Genomic DNA, 18,918 nt, shown 5'->3' with positions numbered 1-18,918 from the left:
TGACACAGGGGGAGGTTTTTTCTTTGAAGCATCTTCCCCTAGAGCCCGCCTCCCAGAGGAAAGCGCCCTCATTTCCCCCCTGCGCCAGTGAGGAATCCAGGACTATGAAAAGAGGCTTGACAACCTCAAAATTTCCATGATAAGCTAGTGGAAATTTAAGAGACATATTCAAGACAAACGATGACGGAACCAAGCATAATTGCGGAACGTACAGAGAGCCGGTGGATGGTGCAAACCGGACGTAGACGCTATGCGGAGCACTCCAGAGTTGCTGCCTCGAACTTCAGTAGATGCAGCCGGCTAGATGCCGTTACCCCTCTCGGTCTGTTTTACGGCAGACCAGTGAAGGCCGTGAGCGCGAGCCCGCGGCGAATTAGGGTGGTACCACGAGAATCAGCTCCTCGTCCCTTGTATACGCTAGACGTATCGGGAATGAGGAGTTTTTGGTTTGTTAGAAAAAAGGATAACGGAGGGAAACGCAATGTTTAAAGTGTTGGTTATGGATGGAATCAGCGACATGGGGATTCAACTGCTCTATGATGCGCCGGATGTCGAGGTCGACAAGAAAGTAGGCTTGTCCGAAGACGAGCTGGTCGCCATCATTACAGAGTACGACGCGATCCTTGTGCGCAGCGCGACGAAAGTGACCGAGCGTATTATGGCCGCAGGCAGCCGTCTTAAGGTTGTAGGGCGCGCCGGCGTAGGCGTGGACAACATTGATCTGGAAGGCGCCACCAAGCGCGGTATCGTCGTGATCAACGCCCCTGACGGCAACACCATCGCGACCTGCGAGCTGACATTTGCCATGATGATGTCTACCGCCCGGATGATTCCGCAGGCTTACAAGAAAACGGTAGGCGGCGAATGGGACCGCAAGACGTTCGTCGGCGTAGAGCTTCGCAACAAAGTGCTGGGCGTTCTTGGCATGGGACGTATCGGCAGCGAGGTCGCCAAGCGCGCGAAGGCATTCGGCATGGAGGTGCTGGGCTACGACCCGTTCCTGACGGAAGAAAGAGCGGACCAGATGGGCGTCAAGCTCGGGACCGTCAACGACATTTGCAGCAAAGCCGATTTTATTACGGTGCATACTCCGCTCACCAATGAAACCCGTCATATGATCAGCCGCCCTCAGTTCGAGCTGATGAAGAAAGGCGCACGCATCGTGAACTGTGCCCGCGGCGGGATCATCGACGAGATGGCTTTGGTAGAAGCTATCGATGCGGGCATCGTGGCCGGAGCGGCATTCGACGTATTTGAATCGGAGCCCCCTGCGGCTGACCATCCATTCCTGAACCATCCAAGAATCATCGTGACCCCGCATCTGGGCGCATCGACAGTCGAGGCGCAAGAGAACGTAGCGATCGACGTCTCCGAGGAAGTGCTGCACATACTTCGCGACGAGCCGTTCAAGAATGCGGTCAATATGCCGCCGGTTCCGGCCAACGTGCTTCATGCGCTGCAGCCGTACTTCAATCTCGGCGAAAAACTCGGCAACCTGCTCGGTCAGACGATCGACAGCGCCGTCAGCGAAATTGTCATCAACTATTCGGGCGATCTGACCGAGGTGGATACTTCTCCGTTGACCCGTTATATCGTCAAGGGCGTGCTGCAGCATCAGCTGGAGGGCGTCAACGTGGTTAATGCCATGCATCTGGCCAAATCCCGCGATCTGAATATCGTTACCCAAAAATCGTCCGCAGCCAAAACCTTCACCAACCTGGTGTCCGTTACGCTGAAGACGAAAAACGAACAACGCACGCTGGCCGGCACCCTGCTCTCCGGCTATGGAGAGCGCATCGTTCAAATCGATCAATATCCGGTCGATTTCGCTCCGGAAGGGACCTTGCTGCTCATCTCCCATAACGATAAGCCGGGAATTATCGGCAAAGTCGGCACCCTGCTCGGCAGCAACGATGTGAACATCGCCACGATGCAAGTAGGACGCAAGGTCATCGGCGGCTCGGCTATCATGGTGCTTACGATCGACAAGCGCGCGACGGAGAGCGTACTGGAGCAGCTTTCGGCACTGCCTGAGCTGACACAAGTTCGCGAACTGGCCCTATAGGATACAGCCCATGAGGAAGCGGCACCTGCCATCAGGCGGGTGCCGCTTCCGTCTTCCATGTTCCACGGACAACAAGATTTGCTGTCTTTTTTCTACAACGCCTCAACCTAACAAACCCCCTCCGGATGAGAATCCGGAGGGGGTTTGTTAGGTTTTGCCGAATTGGCGCGGCAGGATGATGGAGAATGTCGTACCTTGTCCTGGCTGGCTCTTCGCTTGTACCGTCCCTTGATGGGCCTCTACGATGTTTCGGACAATGGATAGACCTAGACCCGTCCCGCCCGATGCGCCTCGCGTACGAGCCTTGTCGGCCTTGTAGAAGCGTTCGAAAATATAAGGCAGGTCCTCAGCCCCGATACCATATCCTTGATCCGCCACCTCGATCTGTACAGCCTCTTCCCCTCGCAGCGAGGAACGGGATGCCGCAACCCGGATCTCCGCATCGGCGGGAGTATGGCGCAAGGCGTTGTCCACCAGATTCGTCAGCACCTGCTCCAGCCTGTCCTCATCGGCCTGCTCCAGCACGAGCGGCTCATCCGGCAGCGAATAGGTCAGCTGGACGCTCTTCTCTTTCGACAGGGCCGCAAACTTGCGATGCATGCGCTTGATGAACGAATGAACATCGAGCTCTCTCAGATTGAGCTGCATATGACCGGTCTCCATCCGGGCCAGATCCAGCAGATCATGGACGAGCCGGCCCATTCGCAGCGATTCGTCATAGATGACCTGCGCCAGCTCCTGCCGCTCTTCCGGCGTCGCGGCAATATCGTCAAGCAGCGCCTCGCTGTAGCCTTGCAGCATCGAGAGGGGCGTACGCAGCTCGTGAGATACGTTGGCTACGAAGTCCTTGCGCAGCTTCTCGAGCCGGAACTCCTCCGTCACATTCCGAAGGACGGCCACCACGCCTCGGACATGCTCCTGCACATAGAGAGGGGCCATGGCAACCGACCATACCTCGCTTTTCACATGCAGCTTGGTCGTCATCTCCTGCGGATGATCGATCACCTCTTCGAACAGGGGCAGCAGCGGCTCGGGGATCAATCTCCAATCCCACTCCCGTCCGCTATCCGCAGAGGAAGTGCGTTTGCTGTTCTCCTCCAGCCACTCCAGCTCATTCCATTCGCGGATAATCCGTTCGCCCTCCGGGTTATCCAGGATGACGCGGCCAGCCGGATCGAAGGTAACGACGGCGTCGGCCATACTGCGCAGTACGCTGGAGAGATGCTCCTTCTCATGGCTAAGCGCCTGGATCGTATCCTGGAGCTGCTCGCCCATCCGGTTAAAGGTCTTGCCTAACTGGCCGATCTCATCCGAGGATTGGATCGGTACACGGGTTCCGTACTCCCCTTCGGAGATCATATCCGCGGCCTTCTTCAGATTCAGCAGCGGCTGCGTGATCTGGGTCAGGAGGAAGAAGGCAAAGAACGTCGTCATCAGGAATCCGGCGACCCCTACGACGACAAACAGCTTCTTCACATAGTTCTGGGTAACCTCCGACGATTGCGTGAGCTGGTACATGATCAGCGCTCCCGCCACGTCAGACTGATTTTCGTCCATGAAAGGGACTGCAACGGCCGTATAGGTACGTCCTAACGGGGAGCGTGCCGCGATCATCGGATTCCGGTTGTCGATCACCTGCCCCGCAAACACCTTGGTCAGCTCATTTTTCGTAAAGAAATCGTTATAGCTCGCTTGTCGGTCCTCGGATTGGCCTACAGGCGTACTCTCCTGCTCATAGTTCTTATCGACGACAATGACGCTGGCTCCCTGGGCGTTCAGCAGTTCATTGACGACCTGCAGGTAGCGGCGCTCTTCCTTATGCAACGAGATCTCGCTGGCTACTTTCGTCGCCAGACGGCTCAGCGTTTCGACCTGATCCTTCGATTTGGGAAAGGACGTCTCGATAAACTTAAAGAGAAACGCGCCGACGGTTAACAAGACGACAACGACCAGACCGATGATGGTAATCCACAGCTTGCCGACAATGCTTTTGAAAATAAACACGTTACTTCGGCACCTCGAGCTTGTAACCGACGCCCCATACCGTCGTGATCATGGCAGCCGCTTCCGGCGATACCTTGTTGAGCTTCTCACGCAGCCGCTTCACATGGGTATCGACGGTCCGCAGGTCTCCGAAGAACTCATAATTCCATACGTCCTTCAGAAGCTCCTCCCGTGAGAACACCTTGTCCGGCGATACGGCGAGATAATGCAGCAGCTCGTATTCCTTAGGGGTAAGCGCAACTTCCTGTCCGCCTGCGCTAACCCGGTGAGCGTCATGCTCGATCACGAGATTCGGGAATACAATATTGTTGCTGGAATTGACTTCCTTGGATAAATAAGCCGTTACGGACGAACGCCGCAGAATCGCCTTCACCCTATATATGACCTCGCGCGGGCTGAACGGCTTGACGACATAATCATCCGCACCCGACTCGAAGCCCTGCACCCGGTTCGTCTCCTCGCCCTTGGCCGTCAGCATTATCACCGGGGTGGATTTTACTTGGCGCAGCCTGGCGCACACCTCATTGCCGTCGATGCCGGGAAGCATCACGTCGAGTAAGATCAGATCGTAGTCGACCTCCAGCGCCTTGTTGAGCGCCGTCTCCCCATCCTCGGCCTCTTCGATTCGATAATTTTCCTTCTCCAGGTACATCCGCAGCAGTCGGCGAATACGCTCCTCGTCGTCGACAACCAAAATATTCATTTTCATATCCGTCATGGCCCTACCCCTCTTTCCCATCAGAAATGAACCGTTATTTACGTTCCGGAATACGAATGCAAGCCTGCAATGATCAGGTTAACGCCGATCAGGGTGAACATGACCACAAGGAATCCGATTACGGACAACCAGGCCGAACGCTTGCCCTGCCATCCGCGGGAAAGCCTGAAATGCAAATAGGCCGCGTAGAACAACCAAACGATCAGCGCCCATACTTCCTTCGGATCCCAGCCCCAGAAACGGCCCCAGGCCTCATGCGCCCAGATCATAGCGAAGATAAGCGCGCCGAGCGTAAAGATCGGATAGCCGATCGCGATCGAGCGATACCCGATCTCGTCGATATCTTCCGGATCGACTCCCTTCATCAGCGGATGAAGCGCAGCCCCCAGCGGCTTGCGGATAAACAACCTCAGCAGCGCGTACAGCACAAGCCCTCCGAGCAGAGACCAGACTACCGTGTTCAGCTTGCGCCCGGCATTGGCACCCTTCATCCAGGATGGAGCCTCCATCAGCGGCTCGGTCATCCCGAAGAAAGGAGTCATCTCCACAATTTGGCCTTCGTGGGGACCGAATATCGGCGGCAGGACGTAGGTCGTCTCCTGCGGCACCAGCTGCTCCACATCATTCACATCTTTGACGACGACATTGCTTGAGAACACGGCCTTGTAGCCCATCCCGTTAAACGTAAAGATCGCGGCTACGAAAGCGACGACAATCACGAGTGTAAACAGCGTGAACTCCACGCCCCGCTGCTCGCGGCGCGCGGCCTTGCTGCGGTCCTTAAAGTCCACATTCTGCACCAGATACATCAGTCCGGCTGCAAATCCGACCGCGAAGAAAGCTTCGCCGAGAGCGGCGGTCGTCACGTGGATTTTGAGCCAATAGCTTTGCAAAGCCGGGATCAACGGCTGGATCTCGCGCGGAAATACGGAAGCATACGCAATGACGATGATGGCAACAGGCATCGCAAACACGCCAAGCACCGAAGACTTATAAATGAAGTAAACGACGATAAAAGCCAGCACAATCATCATGCTGAGAAACGTCATAAACTCGTACATATTGCTTGTAGGGATATGACCCGCTTCTGCCCATCTTGTGAAAAAAAAGCCCGCTTGGGACACAAAACCGATAATCGTCAGACCGATTCCGATTCGGCCCCATTTGCGGCCATACCCTGCCGGATCGGTCACCTGTTTCGATTTCTGGCCTGTAATCCCGATAACGAAGCCGAGCAAGGCTAGGGAGTAAATAATAAAGGCAATCAGCAGTAACGTGCTGCTCACGTCTGTTCCACCCTTCTTTCGAGCGCTTTCGGATCAATCTCGATCCCCGTCTTAGCGAGAACCTGCGAGATTTCCTTGCGAAGCCCGTACCAATTTTTGTTTGTATGCGCGCCAAGCGCCAGGTCGCCGTCGTCTATACGCAGCCAGACACGACGGTGATTCCAGTAAAAGCCCATGATGAGGCCGATCATGGAGATCGCCGCCCCGACCCAGATGTACGGCATCGCCCGGTCAATCCGGATATTCAAGTAGCTGATGTACTCGGAGAACTGGACATTTTCCATGGAACCGACCGAGAGCTCCAGCTTCTGTCCGAGCGCCCCGTTGATTTCGTCCTGGCGGAAATTAACCTTATCGATCTGACGCGGAAAATACATATACGGTTCGCCTTGCGCGGCAAGTCCCGGACCTGTAATCGTAAACACAAAAGCCGGCATGACGGGGTCTCTCGACTTGGTCATAGGCAGGCCCTTCGGATCGACGGCAAATTCCGGAAAGTAGGCGTTCAGCTTAAGCTGATAAGGGCCCACCGTGTACTGCTCCTTAGGGTTGTCCATAGACAGGTCGAACTCGCCGAACTCCTCGCCCGTCTCCTTATTCTTCAACGTCGGCTTGACGGCGATAAGGGTCGGAGCAGGCTTGTAGTCGAACTGGTAAGCGAGCAGACCTTTGTAAGAGAGAGGCTTGTTCACCACGATATCCTGCCGGTGCACCTCTTCCAGCACAGGCTCCTTTGCAGGATCGTCGCAATCGGCCTTGCACATAAACAAGGAGGCTTGCGTCTCGTATACTTTGGGGACATCGATGCCTTTGGAGCGGAAGTCGTCCGACATCTCCTCCTGCGTATAAAATTCCAGCGTAAACTTCTCGTTTTTCAAGTAATACGAAGTTTCCGGAATTTTCACCAGCTTGCCTTCGGGGAACGCGAGATGCTGATCCATATGCCAGCCCGGAATCCCCCGCATCAAGACGGCCCCGAGAAAGATGATGAGTCCGATATGATTGATATAGGGCCCCCACCGGCTGAACCGGTATTTCTCGGCTAGAAGCGCGCTGCCCTCCGTATGGACCCGGTAGCCCGCCTTGGTCAGCGCTTTGGCTGTCTGCTTGGTCCACTCCTGCGCCGCCTCCTCCGACGGCCCTCCGGGCACCGGACCGCTGTGCGTGACCTTTTGCCGGGTAATAAAGCGCAGATGCTTGCGGATCTGCTGCTTGCTAAGCGCACGGTACAACGGAAGCACGCGGTCCAGACTGCAGACGACAAGCGAAGTTCCGATCATAAACAGCAGCAGGATAAACCACCAGGACTCGAACGTATGGGACAGTCCCAGCAAATAATAGATGTGGCCGGAAGTTCCGTATGTTTCTTTATAGTATACGGAAGGATCAAAATTCAGGAAAGTGTTTTCCTGGGGATAGATCGTGCCAAGCGCCGACCCGATCAGAGTGATCACAATCAGATAGATGGCCACCTTGACTGAGGAAAAGAAGTTCCATACGCGGTCGATCAAGCCGGGATTGGCTTTTTGCGAACGTCTGGCCATCCCGTCGTATTTCATCTCAAGCGGCTCGGCTCCCCCGTCATCCACAAGCGGCTTGCCGCAAGACTCGCACAGCAAGGTGCCTACGGGGTTCTGGTGGCCGCATTCGCATTTCGTATTGTGAATCATGGGTCCTCCTCGAAGGCTGGACAGTTCGGATTTATGCCTTTTCGAACCTAACCGAACCTGGAAACCCAGTACGGTCCCGCCTTCGTATTCGTAATGGTTATTGAGCTAGCATAGAAGCGATCGTCCGGTCGATGTAAGCGGCATCCATCTCGCCGATGCGAATCTCGCCGATTTTGCCGTCCGGCTTGATAAAGAACGTCGTCGGGTATTGCGAGACGCCGTAGCGCTTGCGTATTTCTTCATTCTTATCAAGTAGAATAGGAAAGGTTACGTTGTACTGCTTGACAAAATTCTCGACGGCGACTCTCGGCTCGTCCAGATTCAATCCCCAAATCTCCACGTTCTTCCCGGCCCACTTGTCCTTCTGCTGATCGAGCGCGGGCATCTCGTTGCGACAGGGCTCGCAGAAGGTGCCCCAGAAGTTAACAACGACCACCTTTCCCGCCATATCGGACAGCTGTCGTGTTTGGCCGTCCAGACTCGCCAGTCTGAAATCAGGAGCGGACGCTCCGACCGTAGGCTTCTTCTCCGATAAGAACAGGTTGTTCATCAGAGTCCAGCCGCCAAGCAGGAGAATAACGGAGAAAATGGAGATTTGTACCCACTTTTTATGTTTGCCCATCATCCCACACCTTCAAACGTCAATATTTTCACCATTATGAAGAAGCGCCGGTCGCAGGACGTCCTCGGCATGGACCGACGAAGGCTGCAAGTCGGCGCACTTCCTCAACAAATGGCTATTGACTTTATTATAGCGAAAAATGTCACAGTTCGGTTTCGCCTTTTTGAATTTTATGTGACCGGCCGCCATCCATTTCGAGCGCGGCATCGCGCAGATCCTTCACTTCCTGCGGCGACATCAGCCGGAACTTGCCACGCGGCAAGCCGGATAGCAGCAGCGGTCCGAACTGTACCCGCTTCAGCTTGATGACGGGATGCTGAATCGCTTCGAACATGCGGCGCACCTGACGATTGCGTCCTTCATAGATCGTAATTTTGATAACCGCTTCCTTCTTCTCCGGAAACACGTTGTGGTACTCGACCTCCGCTGGGGACGTCATGCCGTCCTCCAATTGGATGCCTTCTCTGAGCTTGTCCAGCAAATTGCCGTGCGGCACCCCTTTCACCGTCGCCAAGTACGTGCGGGGCACATGATGCTTGGGATGCGTCAGCAAGTGAGCAAACTCTCCGTCGTTGGTCATCAGAAGAAGACCCTCCGTGTCGTAATCCAGCCGTCCGACCGGATAGATGCGCTCCTTCATATGACGGAAAAAGTCGGTCACGGTCTTCCTTCCCTCAGGATCTTCCGCACTGGTAATGACGCCTTTCGGTTTATTGAATATCACATATACCTTGGCCTGCTTGCGGATAGGCTTGCCGTCCACCCGGATAGCATCCGCACTCGCATCCACCTTGACGCCCAGGGTGGTTACGACTTCATCGTTCACCTGCACGCGGCCTGCAGTAATGAGCTCCTCGCATTTTCTTCGTGATGCAACGCCGGCCTCGGCCAGCACTTTCTGTAATCGTTCCATCGTCTCTTTTCACCTCAAGCTAATGATACCTATCCTTGGGTGAAATCACAAGCCGTGCCCACGGAAAACCTGTACCGGGACATGAATCGGAATGTGGATATACCGCATCGGAGGAGAATCCATACAGCTCCGATAGCCGAAGGATGAGCTTGGCAAGGACAAACCACTGCTCCTCCTGCCCGGCATCGAACAACGGACTCGGAAGCGAGTAATCGCCCTCTAGGCATATATGGACAAAAGACGTGTCCGTGGGGACGGAAGAAGGGATAATAACGCCGCTCTTGGTAATGAAGAGATCATATCCCTTTCCATTAATAGTCGGACAGGCGGAGTGATGCATCAGGATACCGCTGTAGCGCAGGACCTCTCACCTCTTTTTTGGGAGTCGCTGCTTTTAGTGTATGTAAGGCCGGCTCGCGCGGTGAGGAGGCTGGGGAAGTGACGCTTCGCCGGTTCAGCCGGCAAAGGCCAAATAACAGATGACGATGGAAGCGATGAAGCCGACGGCGTCGGAAATAAGCCCGACCTTCAGCGCATATCCGGCCTTGCGGATACCGATGGCGCCGAAGTAGACCGTCACCACATAGAGCGTCGTGTCCGTGCTGCCCTGAATAGTAGAAGCGATCCGGCCCACCATCGAGTCAGGTCCGAACTGCGAGATCAGATCCGTCGTAAAGGCAAGCGAGCCCGCCCCGGTGATCGGACGGAGGAAAGCAAGCGGGATGATCTCGCTCGGCACTCCAAGCTGCTCGCAGATCGGCTTCAGCCAGCCGATAAACAGATCCATCGCCCCCGAGGCGCGAAACACGCTGATAGCCACCATCATGCCTACCAGGTGGGGAATGATGCGGATGGCTGTGTCGAAGCCATCCTTCGCCCCGTCTACGAACGATTCATAGACGGGGATTTTGTGGTAGGCCGCATATAGCGGGATGAACACGATGATGACCGGTATGGCCCAGGCGGATATGAGATTGATAAATTCGAACACTTATCCATCACCCTTTCCCGGGACCGATCGTGGTATAACGCTTGCGGTACCATCGATCCACCATAATCGCCGCCGTGGTGGAGATGATGGTAGCGATCAGTGTCGTGCCGACAATTTCAGCGGGATTGGCGGAATTATAGCTCATCCGGATTGCGATCAGCGTCGTGGGAATAAGCGTTATACTGGCCGTATTCAGCGCAAGCAGTGTAGCCATCGCCGGACTCGCCGCTTCTTTGTGCGGGTTCAGCTTCTGCAGCTCCTGCATCGCCTTGATCCCCATCGGAGTGGCGGCGTTGCCCAGACCGAAAATATTGGCACTCATATTGGACATAATGTAGCCAAGCGCCGGATGATCCTTGGGAACGCTCGGGAACAGGAACCTGACTGCGGGACTGAGCAGCCGGGCGAGCTTCTTCAGCATGCCGGCATCCTCGGCGATCCGCATCATCCCAAGCCAGAATACCATGATGCTGATGAGACCGAAGCAAACGGTGACACCGCTTTTGGCGCCATCGAATACCGCCTCGGTGACGAGATCGATTTTGCCCTGAAAGGCAGCCACGATAAATCCGGCCACGATAAAAAACAGCCAAATCAAATTCACCATACGGGTACACCTTCCCTCCGTTATTCCGCTTCCGCTTGTCCCGTGAACATGACGCGTGTAAATGCCCGCAGGATGTACAGCCACTTGTCCGACAGGCTCCAGTTGGACGTCAGAGCCGAGGCGAGGGCAGGATTTCTGGAGCCCGCAACGGAAAGCCTCGGGCTGTCCGCAGGCACAAGCGGGACGGTGCCGATGAGCTTGCCGCCAAGCTTGAAGTCGAGTCTGCCTGCAGTTCCCAATCGGAATTCCGTCGAGGCTGGATCGTTCAACACACGCTCCTTGGTGAACTTGCCGACTTCGTCCTCAGATGCAGGATAGCGCAGGTCCACTTCTGCCGCGAAGGCCGTGCCGTCTATCACTTCTCCCCGCCGGACAAGGGTTTGAAGCGGGTAATATTGAAACCCGTAATCAAGCAGCCGGGAATGATCGAGCCAATCATTCGGGTCATTCAGCGTCACCACCGCAACCTGTTGGCCTCCTCTAGTCGCCGAGGATACGAGGCAGCGCTTGGCCAGCTTTGTATAACCAGTTTTCACCCCGTCGGCTCCTTCATAGAGCGTCAGCATTTTATTTTTATTGAGCCAGGTGTAATTCCAAGACTCGTTCGGATTGGGCACCTTCTTGACCTTGGTCCTTACAATTTCTTGGAACACCGGATTGCGGAGCGCATAAGCCGTCAGCTTGGCCATATCGTTGGCGGTCGAGAAATGGCCTTCCTCGTCCAGGCCCGACGGATTTTTGAAGCTGGAATTCGTCATGCCGATCATCCTGGCCTTCTCATTCATCAGGTAAGCGAAGCCCTCTACGCTGCCGCCTACATGCTCAGCGATCGTGACCGCCGCATCATTGCCCGACCTCAGCATCAGCCCGTACAGCAAGTCCTTCAGATTCATCTCTTCGTTCAGCTTCAAGTAAATGGAAGAGCCTTCTTTGCCAAAGGCATTTTTGCTCACCTTAGCCATATCCGACAGTTTGCCGTGCTCGATAGCTACGATCGCCGTCATGATTTTGGTCAAACTGGCGATACGCATCGGTTTGTCCCCTCTGACGGTAACCAGCAGCCGGCCGGACGTCACATCAATCAGCGCCGCCGCTTCGGCCCCCGTCCTTATACCTGGAGGCGCCGCCTGAGCAGGCAGGTCGGCCGGCCAGACGATGGCAAGGACAACAGCCAGCAGTAATCCCCATACTCTTCTCATCTTGTTCCTCCCACGCGCTAAAGGCTGACATAACCGGATCTCCGTCTTCGTACGATGGCAAGCCAGCGGATAGGCCATCGCCGGACAAGATCGGATACTTGTTCATGTATATGCGCGCTGGACAACCGTTATGAACGAAAGGGGTGCGGAACGGATCTGAAAGAGGTTCCCGTCTCCGCTGAGTAAGCGCCTGGTTTCGGATCGGAAGCTCATAAAAAAGGGCCGGCGGAGTACGCATGTGCGCACCTCCGCCGGCCAAGCTTGGTTGAAACGTATACGCTAGATATCCACCGATTCGATAAACAAGGTCAGCTTCTCGCTCAGATCTACTTCATAGGGCTGGGCTAACCGCTTGCCGTCTGCATCCTCCAAGACCCGAACGGTAGGCCTCTGAGGAACAGCCGGGTTAATGGCGACCACAACGCCCTTCACCTTGCTGCTGAGCAAGACCGTCACGCCGATCGGGTATATCGCTACATTATCCCGGAAGAGCGCTACTTTCTTCTGATCGAAGAGCGTGCCGACGCCGGCGAATAATACCTCCATGGCCTGATGGGGAAGCATCGCCGGCCGATGAGCGCGGTGTGTCGTCATCGCGTCGTAGCTGTCGGCAACCGCTATCCACTTCGCATATTCATGAATATCCGCGCCGAGTATGCCGCGAGGATAGCCGCCCCCATCCTCCCGCTCGTGATGCTGGAACGCGCAGTGGGCGGAAAGGAGCGGGATGTTCGGCTCTTCCTTGAGGATCTGGAAACCGAGCTCCGGATGCTTCTTGATCTCGGCGTATTCCGCCTCGGATAGCGCTCCGGGCTTGTTCAACAGCGAACCAGGCACCTTGGTCAGCCCGATATCATGGAGCAAAGCCCCTAGACCGATCGTGGTCAGCTGATCGCGGCTGTAACCGTTTACCATGCCCAGCATCGTTACATAAATGCATACATTCAACGAGTGTTGATATAAATAGTTGTTCATAACGTTCATGTTCATCAGCATGATAAGCGTTCCGGGCTTATTGTCCTGCAAATCGTCAATAATCATTTTCATGACATTGCTGAAGGCCCGACCCAGCACATGCCCCTTGGATATCTTGGATGCGCTGTTGTTCTCGATGAAAGCCCGGAAATGGGTCCGAACCTCCTGAATCGCATGCGCCCTCGTTTCTTCCGAGATCAAATCCTCGACCTGGACATCGTCTGTAGCCGGGTCGGCAATATATACATAATCAATGCCAAAATGCAGCAATCTTCGGATCAGCGCATCCGTTAATTCCACCCCGACGTTCAGGAGCACAATCCCATCCTCGCTGAATATACTTTTGCCAAGCCTCATCCCAGCCTGACATGAGCTAGTCGACAGCAGCCGCAAACTCCATCCATCTCCTTGTGTCTTTCCACCTAGTATCCAATCCGTTCTGATCTAAAATTACTATAGTCTAAGGTCCTTTGAAGAGCAATATGCATCTCTGAATTTGTGTCAAAATTAACATAAAATGTAGAAAGAAAAAAAGCTGCCCGGAGGCAGCTTCAGATCGTCCTTGTCCTATACGATAAAGTTCTGATTCTCGATATTCGTGACTTGCGTCGCGCCAGCCGACTCATTGCCCGTCGCTGATTTGCTGCTGCTGCTCTTCATCATCATCGACTGAATCCGGTCGACAACTTGCGGAGCAGAGTCGATCAGACGCTCCATCAGGTGAGTCTGATTGTCGAGCGGCACAATCTTGACGCCCTGCTGGCCAACGACGAGGAAGGCGATAGGAGTAATCGACACCCCGCCCCCGCTACCGCCCCCGAAGGGAAGCGATACGGAAGCATTGTGTCCGTCCGTGCGGGTTGCCCCCGCTTGCGGATCTTCACCCGAAAACTCGCTGCCTCCTGCCGCAAAGCCAAAACCGACCTTGCTGATCGGCATGATCACGCTGCCGTCCGGCGTTTCTACAGGATCGCCTACGATCGTATTGACGTCAGCCATCTGCTTGATATTTTCCATCGCTGTTTTCATTAAACCTTGAATCGGATGCTCGGTCATCTTGGAAACCTCCCTGTCTGTAATCGGAGTAAGAAACAGTGTTAGCTTATCCTACTCCCGCCCAGAGTATGTAGAGTCGCTTCAATGTGGCTGGGGCGCTTGCCTAGTCAGGAGTCGCTTCCAGGTTTCCAGTCCTCCCTCCGACTTGCGGATCCGCCGAAGAAGCTGCACGCCGCCGCTCAGCAGATACCAGATGCGGATAGAGAACAGCCCGCTCCCCTCGGTCGTAAAAACCTTCTGGTGGAAGGACGGCGTCACTATCAGCTGGGGCTGAGCTTCCAGTTGGATCATTCTCAGCAAGTAACCCAGCATAGATGACTTGACTGCCCAGAGAGAACCGACAAGGATGGCGGTTGAGGGCGCATCGCCCAGCCCTACTGAGGTTTTCCAGTTCAACTCGCTGCAGTGCACTCGACGCAGAAGCCGCTTCATCCATTCATTGAGCTCGATGCAATGCTGCACAAGCTCGCGAAACTGATCGTAGGCGTTCTTGATCGTCTCCCCATTGATATTCTGCTGGTGGCCGCTTAGCAGGTCGCCGGCCTGAGCGTTCACCCGCTCTGTGCGGACCTCCACGCCCGTATCCCATCCTTTGAAGCGAAGCACCGGCACTTCATATCGGAAGTGGACAAGACCTAGCAGCGCCTGAATATCGACGTTAATCTCGTCATTCTCTTCCCGGTGCGAAAACGTGAGCCGGACTTTTACCGGTCGCGATAACAGTATGCCCATGACGAATAAAAATGCCGCAATCAGTCCTAACCCTATCATGCCCATTCTCCCCCCGCACGCCGGCAACCTTTCCGGACAAGCCAAAAACTCCCGGGTGGGCCGGAAGCTTGCCGCTTCGTTTCCTCGGGAGTTAGTATTGCCCTTTTCAGCCAAAACATGCAGACTTTGAAGCGAATGGACTTACAGCTGGTCGTCCTCCGACATTTCGTCGAACGTCATCTGCTTGCCCTCCAGCTTCTCGAACAGCAGCCGGGTCTCTTCTTCCAGATTATCGTCGTTCTCGAACAAGGCCGTCTCCGGCAGGTCCGAAAGCCCCGCTAAACCGAAATAATCCAGGAACGGCTTGGTCGTTCCATACAAGATAGGGCGACCGGGCGCATCCGCGCGGTCAACCTCCTGGATCAGATCCTTGGCCACCAGCGTCTGGAGGGCTCGATCCGCCTTAACCCCGCGAATCTCCTCAATCTCGACCCGCGTGATCGGCTGCCGGTAGGCTACGATAGCCAGCGTCTCCAGCGCGGCTTGCGATAGCGAGGAACGGGAAGGCGAGAAGGCAAGCCGCTCGAAATAGGGAGCATGCTCGGGGACCGTCGTGAGCTGAAACGTACCGGCCAGCTGCGCAATCTGCAGCCCCCGTCCTTCCCGCTTCATGTCGGCTTGCAGATCGAGCACCAATTCGGTTACGAAAGCCACATCCTGCTCCAGCACCTCCGCGAGCTGCTTGGCGTCCAGTCCTTCGTCTCCCGCCACGAACAGTAGGCCCTCAATAACTGATTTCATCTGCCCAAAATCCATCTGCCCTTCCATCCTCCCGTGCCTGAATCACAATATCGTCGAACAATTGATGCTGAAAGCAAACGATTCTTTTCACCTTCATCAGCTCCAGCAAAGCCAGAAACGTGACGACAATCGAGTCGCGCGCGTGCTCCTTGTCGATGAGCCTGGAGAACAAGAGCTTTCCTCCGCTTCGCTCCAAGCTTTCTACGAGCTGGAACATCCGGTCTTTGACGCTGATTTCGTCCTTCCGGATACGGGCCACCGCTTGACGGCTTTGCAAGCGCCTCATGGCTTTGCGGAACGCATTCACCAGATCGCTCACGTCCAGCCCCTTGACCGGATTCTCTTGCACCACGGGCACATACGGAGTCAAGTCCTCCGGCTCGCGGGTATAGATCAGACTCCGCTCCGATTCCTTGTCCCGAAGGTGATCGGCAATCGCCTTGTACTTGCGGTACTCGATCAGCTTGGCGACCAGCTCGGCACGCGGATCATAATCCTCGTCCATCATATAATCGTCGAAGTCCAGCTCCAGCACCGGAGGCTTCGGCAGCAGCATCTTGCTCTTGATCGACAGCAGCGTCGCGGCCATCACGAGAAATTCGCTTGTGACCTCCAGCTCCAGCTCCTGCATCGCGTCGAGGTACTCCAGATACTGGTCCGTAATATCCTTGATCGGTATATCGTAAATATCGACTTCCGCCCGGTCGATCAGATGAAGCAGCAAATCAAGGGGGCCTTCGAATGTTTCCAGCTTAACCGTCACTTTCACCTGTGTCTGCTCCCCCTTGTTAGCACGGCTATAATCTGGACCGGGTCATCCTATCACTATTAAGCCTGCTGTTCGAGTTGTCGGGTCAAATTAGCCATTTCGATAGCTGTGGCGGCCGCTTCCCAGCCTTTGTTGCCGGCCTTGGTTCCGGCTCTTTCGACGGCCTGTTCGATCGAATCGGTCGTCAGCACGCCGAATATGGTGGGAACGCCCGTCTTCAGCCCGATGGCTGCAACGCCCTTCGCCGCCTCGTTGCATACGTAATCGAAATGCGGCGTCGAACCCCGGATGACCGCGCCGAGCGTAATGACCGCATCGTAGCGGCCGCTTTCCGCCATTTTCTGCGCAATCAAAGGAATTTCAAAGGCACCCGGCACCCAGGCAAGCTCGATTTCATTGTCTTCCACGCCATGGCGCTTGAGCGCATCCAATGCGCCGCTAACGAGCTTTCCGGTAATGAATTCATTGAATCTTCCTGCAACGATCCCGTATTTCAAGCCTTTCGACACCAAATGACCTTCGTATACTTTCGCCATAATCTCATAACTTCCTTCCAAATTCAATATTTTTTTGTGCACCGGGTTAGGTTTAGATCGAAAAATCGAGCAAATGGCCCAGCTTCTCCTGCTTGGTGTGCAAATATTTCGTGTTGTCTTCGTTTTCTTCCATTTGGATCGGTACGCGCTCGACGATTTCCAGCCCATACCCTTCCAGGCCGCGGATTTTGCGCGGGTTGTTCGTCAGCAGCCGGATCTGGCGGATACCGAGATCCTTCAGAATCTGAGCCCCGATGCCATAGTCGCGCAGGTCGGCGCCAAAGCCGAGCTTCAGGTTCGCATCGACCGTATCGAGTCCCTGCTCCTGCAGCTTATAGGCCTTCAGCTTGTTGATCAGCCCGATCCCGCGGCCCTCTTGCCTCATATACAAGAGGACGCCCGAGCCCGCCTCGTCGATCTGCTTGAGCGCCGCGGCGAGCTGAGGCCCGCAGTCGCAGCGATGGGAATGAAAGACGTCGCCGGTCAGGCATTCGGAGTGAACGCGGACGAGCGTCGGCTTCGCCGGGTCGATCTCGCCCTTGACCAGCGCCACATGCTCCTTGTTGTCCACCTCATTGGTGTAGGCAATCGCGGCAAAGGCTCCGAAGTCGGTCGGCATGCGCACTTCCACCTCGCGCTGCACGAGCTTATCCTTAAAGTTGCGGTACTTGATCAGTTCCTTGATCGTAATGATCTTGAGATCGTGCTTAAGCGCAATCTCCATCAGGTCCGGCACGCGAGCCATCTCGCCGTCCTCCTTGATGACCTCGCAGATGACGGCAGCCGGGTAGGAGCCGCACATCCGGGCCAGGTCGACAGCCGCTTCCGTATGACCGCTTCGGCGCAGTACGCCTCCGTTTTTCGCGATAAGCGGAAAAATATGTCCCGGACGGCGAAAATGCTCCGGCTTCGTCTTCGCATCCATCAACGACTTGACCGTCATCGACCGCTCCGATGCGGATATGCCCGTTGTCGTCTCGATATGGTCGACGGATACGGTAAAGGCGGTTCCATGGTAGTCCGTATTGCGTGCAACCATCGGCGGCAGGTCCAGTTCTTTAGCCCGGTCCTCGGTGATGGGCGCGCAGACGAGCCCCCGGCCTTCCTTGATCATAAAGTTGATGACCTCCGGCGTCGCTTTCTCCGCCAGGGCGATAAAGTCTCCTTCATTTTCCCGGTCCTCATCGTCTACGACGATAATGACTTTGCCGCGCATCAAATCATAAATCGCTTCCTCAATCGAATGAAAATGAATGGGTGCTGCCATGCTCTTCACGCCTCCCTTACCAATCTCTCTTTCGTTACCTATCCCTTACAAGAATCCATGCTCGGCAAGCATGGACGCTGTCAGCTTGCCTGTCGAACCGCCCCGGCCTGCGGCTCCCGCGCCTCCGGGACCGCCGCCGAACCCGAGCAGCCGCTCGATATATTTGCCTAGCACATCGGCCTCAAGATTCACTTCATCCCCGGCCTTCTTGTGCTGAAGCACCGTCTCGGCCAGCGTATGGGGAATGATCGATACGGTAAAATGCGTCTCTCCGCTCTCGACCACCGTCAGGCTGATGCCGTCTATCGTGATCGAGCCGTGGGGAATCACGTACTTCAGCAGCCCCGGATCGCCCGGCTCGATGCGGAACACGACCGCGTTCTCCTCCGGCCTGCGGCTGGCTATGCGGCCGGTCGCGTCGACATGCCCCTGAACGATATGACCGCCGAACCGGCCGTTCGCCGCCATCGCCCGCTCCAGGTTGACCTGCGAGCCTATCGACAGCCTCTCCAGCGTCGTGCGGCGGAACGTCTCCGGCATCACATCGACGGAGAAGCCCGCGCTATCGAAGGCGATGACCGTAAGGCAGACGCCATTCACGGCGATGCTGTCGCCCAGCTTGACATCCTCCAGCACGCGCCTCGCTCCGATGGTCAGCACCATAGCTTGCCCCTGGCGATCGATGCGCTTCATCGTGCCGATCTCTTCAATAATTCCCGTAAACATGC

Annotated in this window: 18 protein-coding genes and 1 other annotated feature; of the genes, 1 reads left to right on the top strand and 17 read right to left on the bottom strand. The window is 55.6% G+C overall.

The window, feature by feature from the left end; all coding sequences use genetic code 11:
- The first annotated feature begins 171 nt into the window (after positions 1 to 171).
- Positions 172 to 412 (top strand) — a binding site (T-box leader).
- A 69-nt stretch (positions 413 to 481) separates the two neighbouring features.
- Positions 482 to 2,065: a phosphoglycerate dehydrogenase gene (serA, locus tag GSF01_RS08755; protein ID WP_159882944.1), complete on the top strand. Its 1,584-nt coding sequence runs from the start codon at positions 482 to 484 to the stop codon at positions 2,063 to 2,065.
- 147 nt (positions 2,066 to 2,212) lie between these two features.
- On the opposite strand, the gene GSF01_RS08750 is transcribed toward serA, so the two are convergent.
- From GSF01_RS08750 to ribE, 17 genes are all read right to left on the bottom strand, one after another.
- Positions 2,213 to 4,069, bottom strand: a complete 1,857-nt coding sequence (locus tag GSF01_RS08750; RefSeq protein ID WP_159882942.1) for an ATP-binding protein — start codon at positions 4,067 to 4,069, stop codon at positions 2,213 to 2,215.
- 1 nt (position 4,070) lies between these two features.
- Positions 4,071 to 4,787 (bottom strand): response regulator transcription factor, encoded by a 717-nt coding sequence (locus tag GSF01_RS08745; RefSeq protein WP_159882940.1) that lies wholly within the window; start codon positions 4,785 to 4,787, stop codon positions 4,071 to 4,073.
- 38 nt (positions 4,788 to 4,825) lie between these two features.
- The gene (gene ccsA, locus GSF01_RS08740; protein ID WP_159882938.1) at positions 4,826 to 6,073 is read right to left on the bottom strand and encodes a cytochrome c biogenesis protein CcsA; all 1,248 of its coding nucleotides are present in this window, start codon (positions 6,071 to 6,073) and stop codon (positions 4,826 to 4,828) included.
- Entirely contained in the window at positions 6,070 to 7,743 is a 1,674-nt protein-coding gene (gene resB / locus GSF01_RS08735) for a cytochrome c biogenesis protein ResB (RefSeq protein ID WP_159882936.1), read from the bottom strand. The genes ccsA and resB overlap by 4 nt, the downstream gene beginning before the upstream one ends.
- Before the next feature lie 97 nt (positions 7,744 to 7,840).
- On the bottom strand, positions 7,841 to 8,365 hold the full coding sequence (gene resA / locus GSF01_RS08730) for a thiol-disulfide oxidoreductase ResA (RefSeq protein WP_159882934.1): 525 nt from the start codon (positions 8,363 to 8,365) through the stop codon (positions 7,841 to 7,843).
- Positions 8,366 to 8,507: 142 nt separating this feature from the next.
- Complete coding sequence (locus GSF01_RS08725) at positions 8,508 to 9,278, bottom strand: pseudouridine synthase (protein WP_159882932.1); 771 nt, start codon at positions 9,276 to 9,278, stop codon at positions 8,508 to 8,510.
- A 454-nt stretch (positions 9,279 to 9,732) separates the two neighbouring features.
- The gene (locus GSF01_RS08715) at positions 9,733 to 10,269 is read right to left on the bottom strand and encodes a spore maturation protein (RefSeq protein WP_159882930.1); all 537 of its coding nucleotides are present in this window, start codon (positions 10,267 to 10,269) and stop codon (positions 9,733 to 9,735) included.
- 7 nt (positions 10,270 to 10,276) lie between these two features.
- Positions 10,277 to 10,876 (bottom strand): nucleoside recognition domain-containing protein, encoded by a 600-nt coding sequence (locus GSF01_RS08710; RefSeq protein WP_159882928.1) that lies wholly within the window; start codon positions 10,874 to 10,876, stop codon positions 10,277 to 10,279.
- Positions 10,877 to 10,896: 20 nt separating this feature from the next.
- On the bottom strand, positions 10,897 to 12,075 hold the full coding sequence (locus tag GSF01_RS08705) for a D-alanyl-D-alanine carboxypeptidase family protein (RefSeq protein ID WP_159882926.1): 1,179 nt from the start codon (positions 12,073 to 12,075) through the stop codon (positions 10,897 to 10,899).
- A gap of 279 nt (positions 12,076 to 12,354) precedes the next feature.
- Positions 12,355 to 13,443 (bottom strand): HD-GYP domain-containing protein, encoded by a 1,089-nt coding sequence (locus GSF01_RS08700; protein ID WP_159882924.1) that lies wholly within the window; start codon positions 13,441 to 13,443, stop codon positions 12,355 to 12,357.
- Between the two features lie 174 nt (positions 13,444 to 13,617).
- A complete protein-coding gene (gene ytfJ / locus GSF01_RS08695; RefSeq protein WP_159882922.1) occupies positions 13,618 to 14,106 on the bottom strand; it encodes a GerW family sporulation protein in 489 nt (162 codons plus the stop codon).
- A gap of 81 nt (positions 14,107 to 14,187) precedes the next feature.
- Positions 14,188 to 14,877 (bottom strand): DUF2953 domain-containing protein, encoded by a 690-nt coding sequence (locus GSF01_RS08690; protein ID WP_159882920.1) that lies wholly within the window; start codon positions 14,875 to 14,877, stop codon positions 14,188 to 14,190.
- Between the two features lie 141 nt (positions 14,878 to 15,018).
- Positions 15,019 to 15,633, bottom strand: a complete 615-nt coding sequence (gene scpB / locus GSF01_RS08685; RefSeq protein ID WP_159882918.1) for an SMC-Scp complex subunit ScpB — start codon at positions 15,631 to 15,633, stop codon at positions 15,019 to 15,021.
- The gene (locus tag GSF01_RS08680; RefSeq protein WP_159882916.1) at positions 15,602 to 16,387 is read right to left on the bottom strand and encodes a segregation and condensation protein A; all 786 of its coding nucleotides are present in this window, start codon (positions 16,385 to 16,387) and stop codon (positions 15,602 to 15,604) included. The genes scpB and GSF01_RS08680 overlap by 32 nt, the downstream gene beginning before the upstream one ends.
- A gap of 59 nt (positions 16,388 to 16,446) precedes the next feature.
- The gene (gene ribH, locus GSF01_RS08675) at positions 16,447 to 16,923 is read right to left on the bottom strand and encodes a 6,7-dimethyl-8-ribityllumazine synthase (RefSeq protein WP_159882914.1); all 477 of its coding nucleotides are present in this window, start codon (positions 16,921 to 16,923) and stop codon (positions 16,447 to 16,449) included.
- Positions 16,924 to 16,975: 52 nt separating this feature from the next.
- The gene (locus GSF01_RS08670) at positions 16,976 to 18,190 is read right to left on the bottom strand and encodes a bifunctional 3,4-dihydroxy-2-butanone-4-phosphate synthase/GTP cyclohydrolase II (RefSeq protein ID WP_159882912.1); all 1,215 of its coding nucleotides are present in this window, start codon (positions 18,188 to 18,190) and stop codon (positions 16,976 to 16,978) included.
- Positions 18,191 to 18,235: 45 nt separating this feature from the next.
- Positions 18,236 to 18,916 (bottom strand): riboflavin synthase, encoded by a 681-nt coding sequence (gene ribE / locus GSF01_RS08665; RefSeq protein ID WP_159882910.1) that lies wholly within the window; start codon positions 18,914 to 18,916, stop codon positions 18,236 to 18,238.
- Positions 18,917 to 18,918 lie beyond the last annotated feature (2 nt).

Origin of the sequence: Paenibacillus puerhi (assembly GCF_009846885.1) — a bacterium.
Taxonomy (GTDB): Bacteria; Bacillota; Bacilli; order Paenibacillales; family NBRC-103111; genus Paenibacillus_G; species Paenibacillus_G puerhi.
This window is presented reverse-complemented; position numbering and strand designations above follow the sequence as displayed.

Coding starts and splice junctions, on each gene's coding strand:
- resA (WP_159882934.1), bottom strand. CDS start 8,365: ATGGGCAAACATAAAAAGTGGGTACAAATCTCCATTTTCTCCGTTATT.
- GSF01_RS08670 (WP_159882912.1), bottom strand. CDS start 18,190: ATGGCAGCACCCATTCATTTTCATTCGATTGAGGAAGCGATTTATGAT.
- GSF01_RS08690 (WP_159882920.1), bottom strand. CDS start 14,877: ATGATAGGGTTAGGACTGATTGCGGCATTTTTATTCGTCATGGGCATA.
- GSF01_RS08710 (WP_159882928.1), bottom strand. CDS start 10,876: ATGGTGAATTTGATTTGGCTGTTTTTTATCGTGGCCGGATTTATCGTG.
- serA (WP_159882944.1), top strand. CDS start 482: ATGTTTAAAGTGTTGGTTATGGATGGAATCAGCGACATGGGGATTCAA.
- scpB (WP_159882918.1), bottom strand. CDS start 15,633: ATGGATTTTGGGCAGATGAAATCAGTTATTGAGGGCCTACTGTTCGTG.
- GSF01_RS08725 (WP_159882932.1), bottom strand. CDS start 9,278: ATGGAACGATTACAGAAAGTGCTGGCCGAGGCCGGCGTTGCATCACGA.
- GSF01_RS08745 (WP_159882940.1), bottom strand. CDS start 4,787: ATGACGGATATGAAAATGAATATTTTGGTTGTCGACGACGAGGAGCGT.
- ribH (WP_159882914.1), bottom strand. CDS start 16,923: ATGGCGAAAGTATACGAAGGTCATTTGGTGTCGAAAGGCTTGAAATAC.
- resB (WP_159882936.1), bottom strand. CDS start 7,743: ATGATTCACAATACGAAATGCGAATGCGGCCACCAGAACCCCGTAGGC.
- GSF01_RS08705 (WP_159882926.1), bottom strand. CDS start 12,075: ATGAGAAGAGTATGGGGATTACTGCTGGCTGTTGTCCTTGCCATCGTC.
- ytfJ (WP_159882922.1), bottom strand. CDS start 14,106: ATGACCGAGCATCCGATTCAAGGTTTAATGAAAACAGCGATGGAAAAT.
- ribE (WP_159882910.1), bottom strand. CDS start 18,916: ATGTTTACGGGAATTATTGAAGAGATCGGCACGATGAAGCGCATCGAT.